The organism is Microbacterium endophyticum (genome assembly GCF_011047135.1).
GTDB classification, from domain to species: domain Bacteria; phylum Actinomycetota; class Actinomycetes; order Actinomycetales; family Microbacteriaceae; genus Microbacterium; species Microbacterium endophyticum.
The window spans coordinates 235,355-252,241 of sequence record NZ_CP049255.1; the positions used below are offsets into that span (position 1 = coordinate 235,355).

At 60.5% G+C, this 16,887-nt stretch carries 15 protein-coding genes; 2 read left to right on the forward strand and 13 right to left on the reverse strand.

The features are described 5' to 3' along the window. Window positions 1-97: 97 nt before the first annotated feature. The 12 genes from G6N83_RS01180 to G6N83_RS01235 form a co-directional block, all read right to left on the reverse strand. On the reverse strand, window positions 98-1,075 hold the full coding sequence (locus G6N83_RS01180; protein ID WP_165138501.1) for an FtsQ-type POTRA domain-containing protein: 978 nt from the start codon (window positions 1,073-1,075) through the stop codon (window positions 98-100). 5 nt (window positions 1,076-1,080) lie between these two features. Further along, a complete protein-coding gene (gene murC / locus G6N83_RS01185) occupies window positions 1,081-2,478 on the reverse strand; it encodes a UDP-N-acetylmuramate--L-alanine ligase (protein ID WP_165138503.1) in 1,398 nt (465 codons plus the stop codon). A gap of 51 nt (window positions 2,479-2,529) precedes the next feature. Next, window positions 2,530-3,603: a UDP-N-acetylglucosamine--N-acetylmuramyl-(pentapeptide) pyrophosphoryl-undecaprenol N-acetylglucosamine transferase gene (locus G6N83_RS01190; RefSeq protein WP_165138505.1), complete on the reverse strand. Its 1,074-nt coding sequence runs from the start codon at window positions 3,601-3,603 to the stop codon at window positions 2,530-2,532. Window positions 3,604-3,612: 9 nt separating this feature from the next. Beyond that, window positions 3,613-4,803 carry an FtsW/RodA/SpoVE family cell cycle protein gene (locus tag G6N83_RS01195; protein WP_165138507.1) on the reverse strand — a complete coding sequence of 397 codons (1,191 nt, stop codon included), beginning with the start codon at window positions 4,801-4,803 and terminating at the stop codon, window positions 3,613-3,615. Continuing rightward, window positions 4,766-6,301: a UDP-N-acetylmuramoyl-L-alanine--D-glutamate ligase gene (murD, locus tag G6N83_RS01200; protein WP_165138509.1), complete on the reverse strand. Its 1,536-nt coding sequence runs from the start codon at window positions 6,299-6,301 to the stop codon at window positions 4,766-4,768. The genes G6N83_RS01195 and murD overlap by 38 nt, the downstream gene beginning before the upstream one ends. Beyond that, the gene (gene mraY / locus G6N83_RS01205) at window positions 6,298-7,407 is read right to left on the reverse strand and encodes a phospho-N-acetylmuramoyl-pentapeptide-transferase (RefSeq protein ID WP_165138511.1); all 1,110 of its coding nucleotides are present in this window, start codon (window positions 7,405-7,407) and stop codon (window positions 6,298-6,300) included. Before mraY ends, murD begins: the two co-directional genes overlap by 4 nt. Then, the gene (locus G6N83_RS01210; RefSeq protein ID WP_165138513.1) at window positions 7,404-8,816 is read right to left on the reverse strand and encodes a UDP-N-acetylmuramoyl-tripeptide--D-alanyl-D-alanine ligase; all 1,413 of its coding nucleotides are present in this window, start codon (window positions 8,814-8,816) and stop codon (window positions 7,404-7,406) included. The genes mraY and G6N83_RS01210 overlap by 4 nt, the downstream gene beginning before the upstream one ends. Before the next feature lie 29 nt (window positions 8,817-8,845). Further along, window positions 8,846-10,627: a peptidoglycan D,D-transpeptidase FtsI family protein gene (locus tag G6N83_RS01215; RefSeq protein ID WP_165138515.1), complete on the reverse strand. Its 1,782-nt coding sequence runs from the start codon at window positions 10,625-10,627 to the stop codon at window positions 8,846-8,848. Window positions 10,628-10,631: 4 nt separating this feature from the next. Continuing rightward, entirely contained in the window at window positions 10,632-11,234 is a 603-nt protein-coding gene (ftsL, locus tag G6N83_RS01220; RefSeq protein ID WP_165138517.1) for a cell division protein FtsL, read from the reverse strand. After that, window positions 11,231-12,184 (reverse strand): 16S rRNA (cytosine(1402)-N(4))-methyltransferase RsmH, encoded by a 954-nt coding sequence (gene rsmH, locus G6N83_RS01225; RefSeq protein ID WP_165138519.1) that lies wholly within the window; start codon window positions 12,182-12,184, stop codon window positions 11,231-11,233. The genes ftsL and rsmH overlap by 4 nt, the downstream gene beginning before the upstream one ends. Window positions 12,185-12,282: 98 nt before the next feature. Then, window positions 12,283-12,714, reverse strand: a complete 432-nt coding sequence (gene mraZ, locus G6N83_RS01230) for a division/cell wall cluster transcriptional repressor MraZ (RefSeq protein ID WP_165138521.1) — start codon at window positions 12,712-12,714, stop codon at window positions 12,283-12,285. A gap of 201 nt (window positions 12,715-12,915) precedes the next feature. After that, window positions 12,916-13,287: a DUF3040 domain-containing protein gene (locus tag G6N83_RS01235; RefSeq protein WP_165138523.1), complete on the reverse strand. Its 372-nt coding sequence runs from the start codon at window positions 13,285-13,287 to the stop codon at window positions 12,916-12,918. Between the two features lie 64 nt (window positions 13,288-13,351). Between G6N83_RS01235 and G6N83_RS01240 the strand changes: the two genes are divergently transcribed. Beyond that, window positions 13,352-14,446 (forward strand): polyprenyl synthetase family protein, encoded by a 1,095-nt coding sequence (locus G6N83_RS01240; RefSeq protein ID WP_241246241.1) that lies wholly within the window; start codon window positions 13,352-13,354, stop codon window positions 14,444-14,446. 19 nt (window positions 14,447-14,465) lie between these two features. On the opposite strand, the gene G6N83_RS01245 is transcribed toward G6N83_RS01240, so the two are convergent. Further along, complete coding sequence (locus G6N83_RS01245) at window positions 14,466-14,816, reverse strand: Rv2175c family DNA-binding protein (protein WP_165138525.1); 351 nt, start codon at window positions 14,814-14,816, stop codon at window positions 14,466-14,468. 105 nt (window positions 14,817-14,921) lie between these two features. Between G6N83_RS01245 and pknB the strand changes: the two genes are divergently transcribed. Further along, window positions 14,922-16,865 (forward strand): Stk1 family PASTA domain-containing Ser/Thr kinase, encoded by a 1,944-nt coding sequence (gene pknB / locus G6N83_RS01250; protein WP_165138527.1) that lies wholly within the window; start codon window positions 14,922-14,924, stop codon window positions 16,863-16,865. Window positions 16,866-16,887 lie beyond the last annotated feature (22 nt).

Genomic DNA, 16,887 nt, shown 5'->3' on the forward strand with positions numbered 1-16,887 from the left:
CTGAATCGAAATTACGATCCAGGCGAACATGCGAGGGGACCCCACTCCGCGTGTCGCGACTTCGTTCTCCAGAACGGTTCAACCTCTGGTCGAGGGTTTAACCGACTACCGCGACATCGGGAGATGAGACGTCGTAGAAACTCACGCTCTCGGGAGGTTTGGCATCCATCAGCTTCTGCAGCGTCAGCGATTTCAAGGCCGAATCATCGGCGCTTCCCCAAACGATGTTCGTATCGGTGCCACCAAGGGTCAAGGTGACATCGTTCGCGGACGTAGCCGTCACCGCCGTCACCTGCGCTCGCAGATCATCCGAAAGACTCCGCAGCACCTGTCCTGCGGCGAGAAACGCGTCCGAACCGAGCCCACCTTCCACCGCTATCGACGGCAGGTCTTCCGGCGCTGACTGCGCGGTCGACAAGACCACGCCCGCGCCGTCGACGGTGCTGAAGCCTGCCGGAGTTTCGACGACGCCAAGCGGCGTTCGTTCCACTATCCTCACGACGAGTTCATGTGGCGGTTTCGCCTCAAGCGCGTAGGTCTCAACAAGCGGAAAAGCAACAAGCGCCGCCTTGATCGCGCTGGAATCAACCTGAGCGAGAGGAGTGCCGATCTGATCGGCGAGAGCATCGCTCACCTCGCCCGCATCCAACTGAGAAGTTCCAACGACGGTGATCTGTTCGACGGCGAACAGCGGGCTATAGGCGGCACCTACTGTAACGAGCACGAGCAGAGCGAGAGACGACACAACACCGATAGCGACCATCCGTCGCCGGCGCTGACGCACGGTGAATCGTCGAACTTCGGCCCGGAGCGCTTTGCGTCTCGCGCGGGCCGCTCGCCACACGTCTCGCCACCGGACGCTGCCACGCACAGCAGAAGACTCCAGGCCGAATGCCTGCTCACCCGTGACCTCAACCTCCACTTCGCGAGCCGGCTGCTCTCGGTCGGGGTTGAGTGAGACGACAGGCGCGAGAAGCTCACCGTCACCCGATGCGGGAGTCTCAGAAAACTCAGCTCGCGAAAATGATTCGCGCGGAGGCCGACTCGTCGGCGGTAGCGGAGTCGGGCGGCGCATCCGTTTCAGCTTCCAGAGAGCGCGAGAGCGTGAAGTACCTGAGGAATGATTTGATACACGTTTCCGCAACCGAGCGTGATGACGTAGTCACCGTCTTTCGCCACGGCCGCGGTGTACTCAGCCGCCTCTTGCCAGTCCGAGACGTAGCGAACGTGAGCGGAGTCAACGAATGCCGAGCTGACAAGCTCGCCAGTGACCCCCGGAATCGGGTCTTCGCGTGCGCCGTACACATCGAGCACGACGGTGTGGTCTGCGTACTGCTCCAACACCTGGGCGAACTCGCGAGACATCAATTGCGTGCGTGAATATGTGTGCGGCTGATGAACTGCGATGATTCGCCCATCCCCCACCACGCTTCGCGCAGCGGCGAGGGCTGCAGCAACCTCGGTGGGGTGATGTGCGTAGTCATCAAAGACGCTGACGCCTCGTTCGGTGCCGTGCAGCTCGAAACGGCGAATCGTCCCGGTAAATCCAGTGACGGCGCGAGCTGCATTCTCGAGTCCGTAACCGAGTTGGATGAGCACTGCGACCGCTCCTGCAGCGTTCACCGCATTGTGCACACCCGGTATGGACAGGCGAATATCAGCCGCCTCGGCGCCAACCGAAAGGGTGAAGGAGACGGGCCCTTCGGTGACCACATCGCTGAGGCGCACGTCAGCGTCGTCCGCTGTTCCGAAGGTGGTGACATTGCTGTGCGACAGCGCGGCGCGCACTCGGCGTGCACCCGCATCGTCTGATGAAATGACGACAGCGTCTCGGGCTCCGTCTGCAAAATTTACGAATCCATCGAAGAACGCGTCTTCGCTCCCCCAGTGATCGAGATGATCCGGGTCTACATTCGTGATCAGCGCGACAGACGTGTTGTAAAGCGCAAAGGTGCCATCCGACTCATCGGCTTCGATGACAAACAGGTCATCCGTCCCGGGCCCGCTCGATGCGCCCAGCTGTGCGATGACCCCGCCGTTCACGAAGCTCGGATCCGCTCCGAGTTCCTGGAGCGCGGTGACGATCATGCCCGTGGATGTGGTCTTTCCGTGCGCTCCCGCAACAGATACCAACGGACGATCGCCGATGAGCCAATGCAGCGCCTGAGAACGGTGAATCACCGGCATCCCGCGCTCTTTTGCCGTGACGAACTCAGGATTTTCGGGCCAAATCGCTCCCGTGTGAATCACGGTGTCGGCGTCGCCGAGGTGCGCCGCATCGTGACCGATATGCACGTTTGCACCAGCATCGGCCAGCGCACGAAGCGCAGCGCTGTCCGCACGATCAGATCCAGAGACCCGGATGCCACGCGCCAAGAACATCTGCGCTAAGCCCGACATACCAGAACCACCGATACCGATAAAGTGCGCAGCCTCGATGGACTCGGGAATCGGGAGGCTTAAATCAGGTCTGATCATGACGTCACAATTCTAGATCGGCGCGTCTGAGAGAAGGCGCCGCCGCGCCCGTCAGCTCTCGAGCGCAGCATCGATCAATTCGATGAGGTTCTCGGAGCCACGTCGTGTTCCCACGCCTGACGCGGCAGCGCGCATGCGGTCGATGCGCGCGGAGTCTTGCAACAGCGGCACGACGAGAGTACGCACGCAATCTCCGGTGAAGTCGCTATCCGGAATGATGAGTGCAGCCCCCGCGCTGACGGATGCCGCAGCATTGAGAGCCTGCTCGCCATTTCCGACCGCATACGGAACATAAAGCGCTGGTATGCCGAGAGCCCCGATCTCACTCACTGTTGCCGCGCCAGCGCGCGAGACGATCACATCAGCCACCGCGAAGGCGAGATCCATTCTGTCGACGTATCGACGGAGGATATAACCCGGGATGCCCGGGTCGGGAAGTTCAGATCGCTCCCCCGTGACATGAAGAACTTGCCAGCCGGCGGCACGCACGGCACGGGCTGCGTCACCGAACGCAGTGTTCAGTCTCAGCGCTCCCAGTGATCCGCCGAACACCAGAAGTGTCGGAATCTCGGAATCGAGCCCAAAGAAGACAGCAGCTTCGTCTCGCAATGCCTCGCGATCAAGCTCGACAATCTCGCGTCGAAGCGGCATACCGACCACTTTGCTCCGGGCCAGCGGAGTGCCCTCAAAAGCGACACCCACTGCCGCGGCACTTCTCGCGCCAAGTCGGTTCGCAAGGCCCGGTCGAGCGTTAGCTTCGTGAACGACGAACGGCACGCGCTCACGGCGAGCGGCGACATACGCCGGAGCCGCCGCGTATCCGCCGAAGCCAACGACAACATCGACCGACCGTTCCTTCAGCAGCGCACGAACTGTCGACACGGCGCGTCGATACTTCGCGGGAAAAGTCACAGCTGCTCGATTGGGACGGCGCGGAAACGGAACCTTCTCAACGAAAAGCAGTTCATATCCACGAAGCGGCACAAGGCGCGCTTCGAGCCCCTCTCGCGTTCCGAGAACGAGAATCTCAGCGCGGGGGTCGCGCGCTCTCAGCGCGTCTGCGACGGCAAGCAAAGGATTGACGTGGCCCGCGGTGCCTCCGCCGGCCAAAAGATACGTGGTCACCGTACGACGTTACCTTCGCGCGCTTGTTTTCACTGGCAGGGTACGCGCAAAAGAGAGCAGTACACCACACGCAAGCAACACAGAAAGCAAGGATGTGCCGCCCTGGGACATGAACGGCAGCGGCACACCGAATACCGGAAGGAGTCGCAGCACGACGCCCACGTTCAGAAGCGCCTGTCCAACGATCCAGATCGTGATGGCGCCAGCGGTGATACGCACGAAGGGGTCATCAGTCTTACGCACGATGTGAAACGCACCGACCGCGAACAGGGCAAACAGCAGGAGCACCACGATGCATCCGATCATGCCCAGTTCTTCGCCAACGATGGCGTAGATGTAATCGTTGGCAGCCGCCGGAAGCCAGCTGTACTTCTCTTTCGAATTGCCAAGGCCGAGTCCGAAGAACCCGCCACTTGCGAGCCCCCAGATCCCATGAAGAGGCTGGTAACACCCGTTGTAGTAGTCAGCGAGGCAGTCCTCGCTGATGAAGCTCATGAAGCGGCGCATGCGGTCAGGACTCGTGATGGCAAGAACAGCAACAGCGCCGATCGAGAGAATCACGGGAAGGATGAAGATCCGCAGCTTCACTCCCGAGAAGAAGAGCGCAGCCAAAACGATGAGAAAAAGGATCATCGCGGTGCCAAGGTCGTGCCCGGCCATAACAGTTGCGATGACCGCGCCCGCGACCGGAATTGCGGGGATGAATACATGCCGCCAGTCCGCGAGCAAGGTCCGTTTGCGATACAGAATGAAGCCCAGCCAAATAGCCAGGGTCAGCTTCAAAAACTCAGACGGCTGTGCTTGGAACCCTGCAATGTTTATCCAGTTGCGGTTTCCGTCGTTTTCAATTCCCAACGGGGTGAAAACGAGAAGTTGAAAGAGCGTTGCGAAGATCAGCGCCGGCCACGCGATTCGCTTCCAGAACACAATCGGCAGTCGCGAGCAGATGAACATCAGAGGCACGCCGAGCAGCGCAAACACGCCCTGCTTGAGGGCCGCAGCGTACGGGTCCGCCGCAGCCGACGTTGCCGACAAGATCATGACAAGCCCGAACCCCGTCAACAACAACGCGGTTGACGCTATGAGCAGAAACTCACTCGGTACAGGGGCGAAGACCCGGCCGAGAGTGACCCGAGCAGCGAGACCGCGTTTCGCGGAATCGTCAGCCGATGGGGCCGGGCGTGGGGCTGTCGTCGTCACCGTCGGCCCCTCCTTCTCTCTCTTGCACCGCCTGAGCGAATCTGCGCCCTCGGTCTGCGTAGGAAGAGAACTGATCGAATGAAGCGGCGGCGGGGGCGAGCAGAACTACGTCTCCGTCTGCCGCAATTCCCGAAGCAAGTTCAACGACCCGCGCCATGATGTCCTCAGTCTCACTGTGCAAGACCTCGAACACGGGCACCGCGGGCGCGTGTCGCGCGAACGCTGCCACGATCTGCTCCCGATCGATTCCAATGACAATCGCCGCGCGAGCTTTCGCACCGCGATCTGAAATCAACTGAGCGATATCGACTCCCTTGAGCAGACCGCCCACAACCCAGATTGCACCCGGGTAGGTCGCGAGGGACGATGCGGCTGCGTGGGGATTGGTGGCTTTGGAGTCGTCGACCCATAGAACACCGCCGGCGCGCGAAACCACCTGAATGCGATGGGGGTCGAGCTCGAAGTCCCGAAGTGCCGAGCGAATCGCGGCTGCGTCGACATCCAACGCGCGCGCGAGCGCGCTCGCGGCAAGAATATTCGCCACGATGTGTGGCGCTCCGAGGCCGCGTTCGTCCAATTCTGCGAGTGTCGTAAGTTCCTGGGCACTCGTGCGGCGTTCGGCGACGAACGCGCGATCAACCAAAATTCCGTCGACAAGACCCATATCGCTCGGTCCGGGGATGCCGAGGTCGAATCCGATTGCACGCGCGCCCTCGACGACTTCGGCATCTTCGACCATCAGCCGCGTAGCGTCGTCGGCCTTGTTGTAGACGCAGGCGATTTTCGTGTTGTCGTATACACGCGCTTTCGCGTCGCGATAGGCCGCAGCAGACCCATGCCATTCGAGATGATCATCCGCAAGGTTGAGACAGACACTCGCGTGAGGTGAAAGCCGATTGGGCCCCGATTGCAGACTCAGGTACCAAAGCTGATGACTCGAAAGTTCCACCACCAGGACGTCAAACCCGCTCGGATCCCTAATCGCGTCGAGAACCGGCACGCCGATGTTCCCGCACGGCGCAGCGCGAAGACCGCCAGCGGTCATCATCGTCGCCGCAAGTCGCGCCGTCGTGGTCTTCCCGTTCGTGCCGGTGATCAAGACCCACGCTGCAGGTTCTCCTCGCGGTGTGAGGACTTTGTCGCGCACGCGCCAAGCGAGCTCAACATCGCCCCAGAGGGGGATCTGCTGTTCGCTCACCCACGTAATAAGCGGATGCCGCGGCGAAAATCCGGGTGAGGCAATCACCACATCGGGCTCGAACTCGATGAGAGCTATCGGCGGGGAATCGAGTGGACCCAGCAACAGTGTCGCGCCGATGACGGGCACGAGTCGCTCGTATTCTTCGGCGGCCGACTCACTGAGCACGAGGACCTCGACGCCCAGCTCCGTCAGCGTATCGGCGACGGAGAATCCAGTAACAGAAAGCCCGAGTACTGCGACCTTCAGACCTTTCCAGTCGGCATGCCAGCTGGTGAGTTCCGAAAGTGGCGCGGTCATGTTCGCGACAACCATTCGACGTAGAACAGGCCAACACCGGTGAGCGCGAGCAGCCCCGCGATAATCCACATCCTGACGACGATCGTGATCTCGGGCCATCCCCGCATCTCAAGATGATGATGGAGTGGGCTCATGAGGAATAGTCGTTTTCCTCGGGTGAGTTTGAAGTACAGCCGCTGCAGGATCACTGATCCCGAGGCGACGACGTAGACGCCGGCAACCAGCACGAGCAACAGTTCGACACGCATGAGGATCGCCATCGCTGCAACGACTCCGCCGATAGCCATCGAACCCACGTCTCCCATGAAGACGTCAGCCTTCGGCGCGTTCCACCAGAGAAAGCCGACGAGCGCGCCAACGAACGACGCCGAGATGATCGCAAGGTCGAACGGGTCGCGGACGTCGTAGCATCCTGGCTGGTTCACGGGGTCGAGTGCGCTTCGAGCGCAGAGCTGCTGGAACTGCCAGAACGCCATGAGGCTGAAGCCACCTACGACGAAGATGCCGGCGCCGGCAGCGAGGCCATCAAGCCCGTCTGAGACATTGACAGAGTTGGATGCCGCGACTCCGATGAGCGTGATCCACACCGTGTAGAGAATCCATCCCGCGATGGCGCCGAGAGCCATGAAAGACAATGCCGGTACGTCCCGGAAAAGAGAGATATAGGGACTTGCTGGCGTTGATCCGGCAGTATTCGGAAAATTCAGCGCAACGATAGCGAACGGCACAGCGACCACTATCTGACCGAGGATCTTTCGCCAGCCCGAGAGCCCGAGGCTTCGCTGCTGACGAACTTTCATGTAGTCATCGATGAAGCCGACAACGCCGAATCCCACCATCATCCAGAGCACGAGAATTCCGGAGATTGTGGGCGGGTTGTTGCCGACATACGTGCCGATGAGATAGCCGACGATCGTGCCGGCGATGAAGATCGTCCCACCCATCGTGGGCGTTCCTCGCTTGGCTTCGTGGGCCGGAATGTTTCCATCCTCGGGCGTGCGAATAACCTGACCCCAGCCCCATTTGCGAAAGAGCCGCAGGAATGCGGGGGTGAGAAAAAGAGTGAATGCGAGAGAGATCGCAGCGGCTGTTAGGAGTGATCTCACGAGAAGAATTCTCCCAGACGATCGCCGAGAAAGCGGAGCCCGGCTGAATTGGATGACTTTACGAGCACACGATCGCCATCGCGAAGTTCCGTGACCAGATAGTCATAGGCTGCGTCGGCGTCGGCGAAGTAAACGGCTTCGCCGTCCCACGACCCCTGCGCGACTGCTTCAAGAAACATGCGGCGCGCAGGCTCGCCGATGATCACGATTCGTTCAATACCGAGACGGACAGCGAGTAAGCCGATGCGGTCATGCTCGTCTTCGGCGTATTCCCCCAGCTCACTCATTGCCCCCAGCACAGCGACTCGGCGCTGACTCGGAGTGGTGATTTGCGCAAGGGTCCGCAGTGCCGCAGACATCGAGTCGGGACTCGCGTTGTAGGCATCGTTGATGATGCGCACGCGGTCTGAGCCGAGTGGCTGCATCCGCCAGCGCTCGGCGATCTCGACCTCTTCTAGCCGCTTGATCGCGTCTGTCATGCTCACACCGAGCGCTGTGGCTGCCGCAAGAGCAGCGAGGGCGTTCATGACATGGTGAGCACCAAGCACGCGCAGCCTAAGCTGAGCGCTCACTCCATCAACCGAGACGGTGCAGATGGTGCCCTCAGCAGTCACTTCGACGTCAGCGGCACGGACATCTGCTGTCGATGTGTGGCCAAACCAACGAACCGCGACATCGCACTCTTCCGCGATCGGGCTCATCGCGACAACACGGCCATCGTCAGCATTGAGCACGGCAAGCCCGCCGGGGCGAACAGCGCGCACCAACTCTGATTTGGCGCGGAAAGTCTCTTCGATGCCGCCGAAGCCGCCGGCGTGAGCCATGCCCACCATCAGCACGATACCGACATCGGGTGTCACAAGGCCCGCCAGTCGTGCGATTTCGCCGGGGCCACTCGCCCCGAACTCGCTCACGAGGTACGCCGTATCTTCGGTCACCCGAAGCATTGTGAGCGGAGCGCCCACTTCGTTGTTGAACGACGCGTGTGGGGCTACCGTTTCGCCCGCTCCCGCGAGGATATGCGCCAGCATGTTTTTCGTGGTGGTCTTGCCGTTTGAGCCGGTGATGCCCACAACCTGCAGTTCGCCGCGAGCACGAACTCTGGCAACGACTTCGCGCGCAAAATCCGCAAGCGCATCCACCGTATTTGCGACGACGATCTGCGAGATGGATGCCTCGACAACATGTTCAACGATCGCAACAAGCGCACCCTGCGATGCAGCGGTCGGCACGAACAAGTGGCCATCCGTGGCCTCGCCTGGTTTCGCGACGAAAATGTCGCCGGGCCCGATGTTGCGCGAATCCGTGTCGACGGTGCCATCGACCTGCGTGTCAGCGGTCGCCGATCCGTGGAGGACGAGCGATCCGTTGATGACGCGGGCGAGGTCAGTGAGAGTGAGAGAAATCATGATGGGTTGGCCACTGGTGTCAGCGCCGCTCAACCAAACTTCGAAAGAATGGTGGGCTGTGTGTCGCTCGGCATAACGCGGAAGGTCTTGAGAACCTGCGTCATGGCCTTCTGGAAGGCCGGCGCTGTGGCCGCAGATGACGTTACCTTAGTGGGCTCGTCAAGGGTGACAGCGACGACGTACTGTGGGTCGTCTGCCGGAGCAAATCCGATCATCGTCGTGAAGTAGACGCCGGCCTTATAGCCGCCGTTCCCGTCTGACTTCTCGCCAGTTCCGGTTTTGAACGCGATGCGATAGCCCGGCACCTGGACCTGATCTGACAGATCGCCTTGAATAGCGACGTTCTCCATCATCTGCTGCACATCTTCGGCAGTTTCTGAGCTGATGACCTGTGTCGTGTCAGTGGTGTCGGGCTTTGTAACGGTGCCGTCCGCACTGGTGCAAGATTCGACGAGAGAAAGTGGAATCTTGACTCCGTCGTTCGCGATTGCCTGATACGCCCCGACCAGCTCGGGGATAGTGGTCGTGAGCCCCTGACCGAAAGCTGTGTTGTAAAAGGTCTGAGTTCCCCACTCATCGGGCGGATAGATCAGCCCGGACTCCTCGCCCGAGAAATCGACTGCGCTGCCGCTTCCAATCCCGAAGCTCTTGAGGTAGTCGTATCGTGTCTGCGCACTCTCGAGCTCTGCGAACTTCGAGATACCGGCGTTCGACGAGTCCACTAGGACCCCGGTCAGGTGATAGTTATATGCCGGGTGTACAAAGGCATCTCGTACACGTGCACCATCCGCGAAGTACTCAAGACTTGACGCGGACACCGTCGTGTCCATCGTGGCAGCACCGGAATCCAGCAGACTCGCAGCGGTCAAAGGCTTGAACGTCGACCCGGGCTCGAAGGTGTTCTTGAAGATCCGCGAGTACCAGTCGTCGGAAGACGACGCGTTGATGTCGTTCGGATCAACCGTGGGAAATTCGGCCGCGGCCTTGATCTGGCCAGTCTTGGCATCGACGACGGTGATCGTGCCGCTTTGCGCGCCCATGTTCTCTGTCTGCTCAGCGATGAGCTGTTGCAGGTACCACTGCAAATCACGGTTAATCGTTAGTTTCAGTGTGCCGCCGTCGACAGCTGCGGTTTCCGTCTCAGTGCCCGGTATCACAACCCCGTCGGCGCCCTTTTGGTAGAGGACTTCGCCGTCCTCCGAAGCGAGGCACGAGTTTTCGGTCTTCTCCAGACCTGCCAGCGCTGATCCGTCGCTTCCGACGAACCCGACGAGGTTTCCGGCAACCGCACCATCCGGGTAGGTCCGTGAGGGGTGTGGCGAGAAAGTCAGATAGGAGTAACCGAGATCTGCCAGAGCTCGGTATTGCTCGGTAGAGAGGCTCTGCGCCAGATAAGCGAACTGAGAATTGGGGTTCTCGGCAAGAGCGTCAGCGATGATCTGCTGGATCTCTTCAGCGGTCTGTCCCGTGATCGCGGCCATCTGTGCGGCCTGGTCAGCAACCGACACAGTCACTGTTTTGCCGTCGACCTCTTTCTCGATCGGCGCGATGTTCATCGGTGAAAGCACACCGTCGTAGAGAAGAATTGAGCCCGCAAGAGTCTCACCCTCGTCATCAACGATTTCGCCGCGTGCACCGTAAAGTTTTTGAGCACTGCCGAGACTCAACTCCATGGAATCTTCGATGTGTTGGTCAGCGTTGACGACCTGGATATCGACCAATCGCACCACGAATCCAGAAAGCACAGCGAGAACCACTGCGAGTGCGACGACCGTTCTGCGTCGGGGACTACGGGTGCTTCTCGTCGTCATAGTCTCAGTGTGTCTGGGGCGTGGGCAGCCCGTCGGTCAATGCCGGGGGTGTCGCGGAATCAGTTGCATCGCTTGCGCCTTCTTCCGTCGCTGGAGCCACAGTGGAGCCCGTGATCGTTGCGTCGGGCGAAGTCACGAGGGGCGTGTCGGTGATGAGGGCGTTGGGCACCGACCCGCGAGAGAGAGCGTCGACGGACGATGAGGAAACGGATGCCTGCTGCATCCCGAGAATGGCGCCGTCACTCAATCTGAGGTAGCTCGGCGACTCGTTGATGACCATGCCTAGGGCGGAAGCGTTCGCGGCCAGATACTGTGGCGAGCTCAAGCCAGCTACTTCGTCGTAGACCATCTGCTTCTGGTACGTGAGGTCTCGCTCTTGTTGAGTGAGTGTAGAAAGCTGATACGTCGTCTGTGTCGTCAGAATCGAAAGTGTCATTTGCGCACCGGCAATTGCGACTGCCCCAGCAACAGCAATCACTCCGTACAGCAAACGTGGGCGGCGACGACGACGAGGTGCCGTGACGACCTCGAGTCGGCGTTGCGGAAACTCGTGCTCGAACTGCTCGAACTCGACTGGCGTCGTGATCGATGTCATCGCTGTGCTCATAGCGCCGGCCTCACTCGTTCTGCAGCGCGCAAACGAACCGGCGTCGCACGTGGGTTCTCTGCACGTTCTTTCTCAGAGGCGAGTTCGGCGCCTTTGACGAGAAGCTTGAATTTCGGCGCGTGTTCCGCCAGTTCGACGGGGAGCCCGGGCGGGGTCGTGGAACGCACCGCGCCCGCGAATACTCTCTTAACGAGGCGATCTTCGAGTGACTGGTACGACATCACCACGATGCGACCGCCGACACCCAGCACGCTCATCGCGGCGGGGATTGCTGCCTCGACGGCCGCAAGCTCCGCGTTCACTTCGATGCGCAAAGCCTGAAAAACGCGCTTGGCAGGGTGTCCACTGTGTTGCAGTGCAGCAGGAGTCGCATCGTGCAGGATCTTGACGAGTGCGCCCGAACGCACGAGCGGCTGCTGTGTTCGCGATGCGATGATCGCGCGTGCGTATCGGCCCGCGAGCTTTTCTTCGCCATAGCGCTCGAAAATCCGGCGAAGGTCACCTTCGCCGTAGGTCGCGAGCACGTCCGCGGCTGTGATGCCCTGACTCTGATCCATGCGCATATCGAGTGGCGCATCTTGCGAGTAGGCGAAGCCGCGATCGGCTTCATCTAGCTGAAGCGACGAGACCCCGAGATCGAAAAGGACGCCGTCAACCTTCGGCATGCCGAGGTCAGCAATCGCTTCGGCGATTCCGTCGTAGACGGTATGAACGAGAGTGACTCGCTCCTTGAATGGTGCTAGCCGCTCCCCCGCAATGCGGAGCGCGTCACGGTCACGATCTAGGCCAACCAACCGGATGTTCGGAAACCGCTCAAGTAGCGCCTCAGAATGTCCGCCCATACCGAGAGTCGCGTCTACGACGACGGCATTATCAGCGTGAAGAGCTGGCGCGAGCAGTTCGATGCAGCGCTCTAGCAAGACAGGTGTGTGAATGTCACGGAGATTCATGATGCGTCCGGGTGTCCGTCGATCCTGATCCCCCGCCGCGTCGACCTGGCACCGGGGAAGTGTGTCAGGGCGGCCGGTGGGGTATCACGACCGAGGGCTCAGAAAAGTCCCGGGATCACCTCCTGTTCCATTTCGGCGTAGATCTCTTCGTTGCTTTCGGCGTAGGCGTTCCACGCGTCGGTGTTCCATATCTCGGCGTGAGCACCGACTCCAGTCAGAATCAGCTCGCGCTCAAGGCCCGCGTACGCCCGAAGAGGCTGTGGGATCGTGATGCGGTTTTGACTGTCTGGCTTCTCGGCACTCGCGCCCGACAAGAACATCCGCAAAAAATCGCGGGTTTGTTTGTTTGTGAGGGGCGCTTCTCGGATGCGCTCGTGGATGCGCTCGAACTCTTCGGTCGAGAACACATAAAGGCAGCGTTCTTGTCCACGCGTCACGACGACCCCTGATCCGAGATCGTCACGAAACTTCGACGGGAGGATGACCCGACCTTTGTCGTCGAGTTTGGGAGTATGCGTGCCCAGCAGCATTCGAGCTATCCACCCCCTTCGTCCGGCCCCGCGAGGATATTCACCACTTTACTCCACTCTCCTCCACTTTGCTATCAAATCCTGCACTTTGGCTACTAATCGCGGGATTTTTTGCATGAGCACAGTCGGAGACGAGGCGCAAATACACAAAAAAACACCGGCCCGAAGGCCGGTGTTTTTAAGAGGGAGGAAAGTGGAGGGTTATCGCCCTTCTTGGCGACGGTCCCAACGATCGTTCATGCGGTCCATGAAAGAGGCAGAGGCCTTAGCTTTGGGCGCTCGGGATGAAGGCGGGACAGACGACGAGTTCGTCTTAGATCGAGTCGGGGTCACGGCCAGCACGACGCCGCCCAGCATGACGACGAACGCCACAACCCCAACGGCGATGATTTGCGACGAAACGCCGACGACGAGCCCGCCGAGACCGACGAGCACAAGAATCGAGCCGTAGACGATGTTTCGGTAGCTGAGTGTGCGACTGCCGCTTACGGTGCTCACGACGTCGGCGTCGTGGCCCATGAGATGGCGTTCCATCTCGTCTAGCAGGCGCTGCTCCTGTTCGGAGAGTGGCATGCGTCCCCCTCGTTCTGTCTGACACGCTAATTCTACCCGTGCGTTAGAACACTAGGCTAGGCCTGTGTCGAGCTTGTCGGATCCTAAAACGGTTGTTTCTCAGCGTCTCGACACCTTTGTCACATCTCAGCGCACGCATACCGGCACGATGGGCAGTGAAGCTGCGCAGTTTGTGACTGCCGCAGCCGCAGCATTCGCCGGTGGTAAACGGCTACGTGCACGCTTCTGCATCGCAGGATGGCGAGCCGTGACAGAGTTCTCGGGCAGACCTACGCAACTCGCCGACAGTGTCGTGAGCGCCGCAGCAGCCTTGGAAATCTTTCACGCTGCAGCGCTCGTCCACGACGACATCATCGACAACTCAGACACTCGTCGCGGCGGTCCTGCCGCGCATCGCGCGCTGGAAGCAGCTCACGTGTCGTCGGGTTGGGTCGGAAATGCGCCAGCTTTCGGCCGCGCCGGAGCCATCCTGCTCGGCGATCTCCTCGTCGCGTGGAGCGACGATCTCTTTGAAGAGGGTTTGGTAGACGAGGACCCCGATGTTGCCGCGAAAGCTCGCACAGAGTACGCGCGCATGCGGCGTGACGTCACCATCGGCCAATTTCTCGATGTGGCCGAAGAATCAGCTTTTCACTCTGCTCCTGATGCCGAACATGCCGAGCGTGCACTTCGTGTGGCTTCGTTGAAATCAGCGCGCTACAGCATCCAGCAACCGCTCTTGCTCGGTGCAGCCCTCGCTGGCGCAGACAGCGCACAAAACGACGCTCTGAGCTCATTCGGACACCCCGTGGGCATGGCTTTTCAGCTTCGTGACGACGTGCTCGGTGTCTTCGGCGACGAAGCCGTGACGGGTAAACCATCCGGCGACGACCTGCGAGAAGGAAAAAGGACAGTGCTCATCGCTTACATGCGGGAAGCACTCGATGCCGGTGCACGCCGCGTCGTCGACGAACTCATCGGTGATCCCGAGCTGACTTCAGACCAGATTTCGTCGCTTCAACAGACGATCATCGATACCGGTGCGCTAGAGCGCACCGAACAGCTCATCACGCAGTTCGCTCATGAGGCCGACCGCGCACTCTCGGGCGCACGGCTCAGCAATACTGCCGTCGGAGAACTGCGTGATCTGGCACGCGCAGCCACCACGCGTACGGCGTGATCTTCTAAGTGGAAGCGACCTAAGCGAGCACCTGGGCGACGCGGCGAACTTCATGTTTGCGTCCAGCACGCAATGCCTCGATCGGTGCGACACCGATCGATTCCTCAACGCTCAGCAACCAGTCGATTGCTTCGTCATCGCTGAGACCCGCGTCGTGCAGCACAATCGCTGTTCCCCGTAGTGAAGACAGCGGCTGGTCGCCAATAAGAAAGACAGCAGGAACACGCAACGCCCCGAGACGTCGAGATGCGATGAGCTGGCGCTCATCGAGTCGACGCTTAACGCGCCCGAGCGGCTCGCCCAGAATCTCTACGAGTTCGGGAAGGCTCAACCATTCGGTTTCGGTTTGGGGATTGTTCTCGACGCTCACACTCCCATGATCGCACCTCTTGTAGAACAAATACGACGCGTGATTGTGATTAGCAGGAGGTGAGCCGCTCCGCTTGTCACGGCTGACGATCCGTAGACTCTCCTCGTGAGCACGAGTCAGCAGGCGGACCCGCTGATCGGCCGTCTAGTTGATGGTCGATACCGTGTGCGCGCCCGCATTGCGCGTGGCGGCATGGCGACCGTGTACGTCGCGACTGACATGCGGCTCGAACGTCGCATCGCGCTTAAAGTCATGCACGGCCATTTGAGCGACGACGCAGTGTTCCAAAGCCGCTTCATTCAAGAGGCGCGAGCAGCTGCGCGTCTTGCCGACCCGCACGTTGTGAATGTGTTCGATCAGGGCCAAGACGGCGACATGGCGTACCTGGTTATGGAGTACCTGCCGGGTATCACCCTTCGAGACCTTCTTAGACAGCAACGTCGACTCACTGTTCCGCAGACCATGACGATCATGGACGCTATCTTGTCGGGCCTTGCGGCTGCGCACCGCGCGGGCATCGTTCACCGTGATGTGAAACCCGAGAACGTTCTTCTTGCCGAAGACGGACGCATTAAGATCGGCGACTTTGGACTCGCGAGAGCGACGACCGCGAATACTGCAACCGGCCAGATGCTGCTCGGAACGATCGCATATCTTGCGCCCGAACTCGTGACGCGCGGCACAGCGGATGCCCGCAGCGACATTTACGCGCTTGGGATCATGCTCTACGAAATGCTGACCGGCGATCAGCCGTACAAAGGCGAGCAGCCCATGCAGATCGCGTACCAGCACGCGACTGACTCGGTACCGCGCCCGAGCGTGAAGAACCCCGACGTGCCGGAAGCCCTCGACGAGCTGGTGTTGTGGGCGACGGAACGCTCACCTGATGGCAGACCGGACGATGCAGACCGGATGCTTGAACGCCTTCGCGACGTCGAGCGCGAGTTGGGCATTGCGCCGCAGGTCGCGAGGACGCTCGCCGTTGGTACCGCGGTGGCCGACGACGGACTCGATTCGGGCGAGCTCACGCGAACTTTGCCTCCCGCCATTACCTCGCCTTCGGCGGTCGTTGCCGATGTCGACAATGCGACGCGCCTTCGCCGCGCCGCGCGTCGCAGATCAGCCAAGGGCGGGTGGCTATTCGTACTCGTCATGCTCTTAACAGCGGTCGCCGGCGGCGCGGGTTGGTGGTTCGGCTCCGGCCCAGGTTCGCTGATTTCAGTCGCCCAGGTTGCGGGACTCAGTTACGACGAAGCCGCCTCTCGCCTCGCCGAAGATGGACTTGTCGCGTCCGAGACCGGCCAATACACTCTCGACGTCGAAGCGGGCCAGGTGATCTCTACTGATCCTGGTGCCGGGCGTTTTGTCGAGAAAGACGCCGCGATTGAAGTCTTTGTTTCACTCGGACCAGCGCCGCACGACATCCCAGCGCTCACTGGCGTCACCGAAACGGACGCCCGAAACGCACTCACCGCGGCGAAAGTCAGCGTGGGTGACAACGCATACATTTTCAATGATGCCGACAAAGACATCGTCCTCGGAGCTTCTGTCACGCCGGGTCTAGGCGGCGATTCCTACGACTGCACGAACGGCTGCACAGTGCTTGAGGGTGACAGCGCAACTCTGACCATCTCTGCAGGGCAGGTGCCCAGCGTCTCCGGGCTCAGCGTGGGAAACGCAACTTCGACGCTCGAAGACGTCGGTCTGCAGGTGTCAGATAACCAAATCACCACCACGAGTGACTCGATTTCCAAAGGCGATGTCATCGGAATCGGTGATCGTGATGGCGGCGGAGATTGGCGCCCCGGCGACACCGTGACGTTGATTGTTTCCGACGGCCCTCCCCTATTTCCGGTGCCGGATGTCATCGGCATGACACGCGACGAAGCGCGCTCAGCCATCGAAGACGCGGGCTTCAGTGTGAACTTTGCCGTGTTCTGGAATGCGTTTCCTGACGGTTTGACCGAGGTAACTGCTACCGACCCGACAGCCAGCTCTCAAATCGTCAAGGGAGCAACTGTCTACTTGCAGATCACGGCGTCCGGTTAGCAAACGAGCCCGCGGGGCCGCG